This is a genomic window from Treponema endosymbiont of Eucomonympha sp. (assembly GCF_001028545.1).
On record NZ_BBPW01000420.1, the window covers coordinates 1 to 610 of the forward strand.

The window sequence follows — 610 nt, forward strand, 5'->3', positions numbered from 1 at the left end:
AATGCCGTCGCGCATGAAGATCATCGACACAATGATGATGAAGCCGAGCAGCAGGTGTTCATATTCCTGAAACACGGTGAGCACCTGAGGCAGCGTGATGAGAACCGCAGCACCGACAATGCTGCCGACGACCGAGCCGAGCCCGCCAAGCACCACCATGGTCACCATCTCCACAGAATGGAGAAATCCGGCCTGATCGGGATTGATGAAACCATTCATGAGCGCAAGGGCGGAGCCCGCAATCGACGCATAGGCGGCCGCGATCACGAACGCCTGCAACTTGAAGCGGGCAACGTTGATACCCGCCACGCGTGCCGCGACCTCGCTGTCATGCAGCGCGCGGAAAGCACGCCCTGTCGGCGTATCGTTCAGGTTGAGAGCGATCCACGTTCCCAAAATCAGAAGCCCGCCCGTGACCCAATACCAGGTGTCCGATCCGCTGACGCGCCAGCCGAACAGCACCAGCTTGGCAACCGGCATACCGTCAGGCCCGCCGGTCCAGCGGCTCTCCGTGGTGATAACGAGCGCCACGAGCACGCCGAGACCAAGCGTTGCAATGGCGAGGTAATGCCCCTTCAGTTTCAGGATCGGGCGGCCGACGAGATAGGCC

The 610-nt window shown here is 61.1% G+C and carries 1 protein-coding gene; it reads right to left on the reverse strand.

Going from position 1 to position 610, the window contains the following annotated elements:
* On the reverse strand, positions 1 to 610 hold a 610-nt coding region (locus tag AWU74_RS14315), incomplete at both ends, for a branched-chain amino acid ABC transporter permease (RefSeq protein ID WP_162505020.1).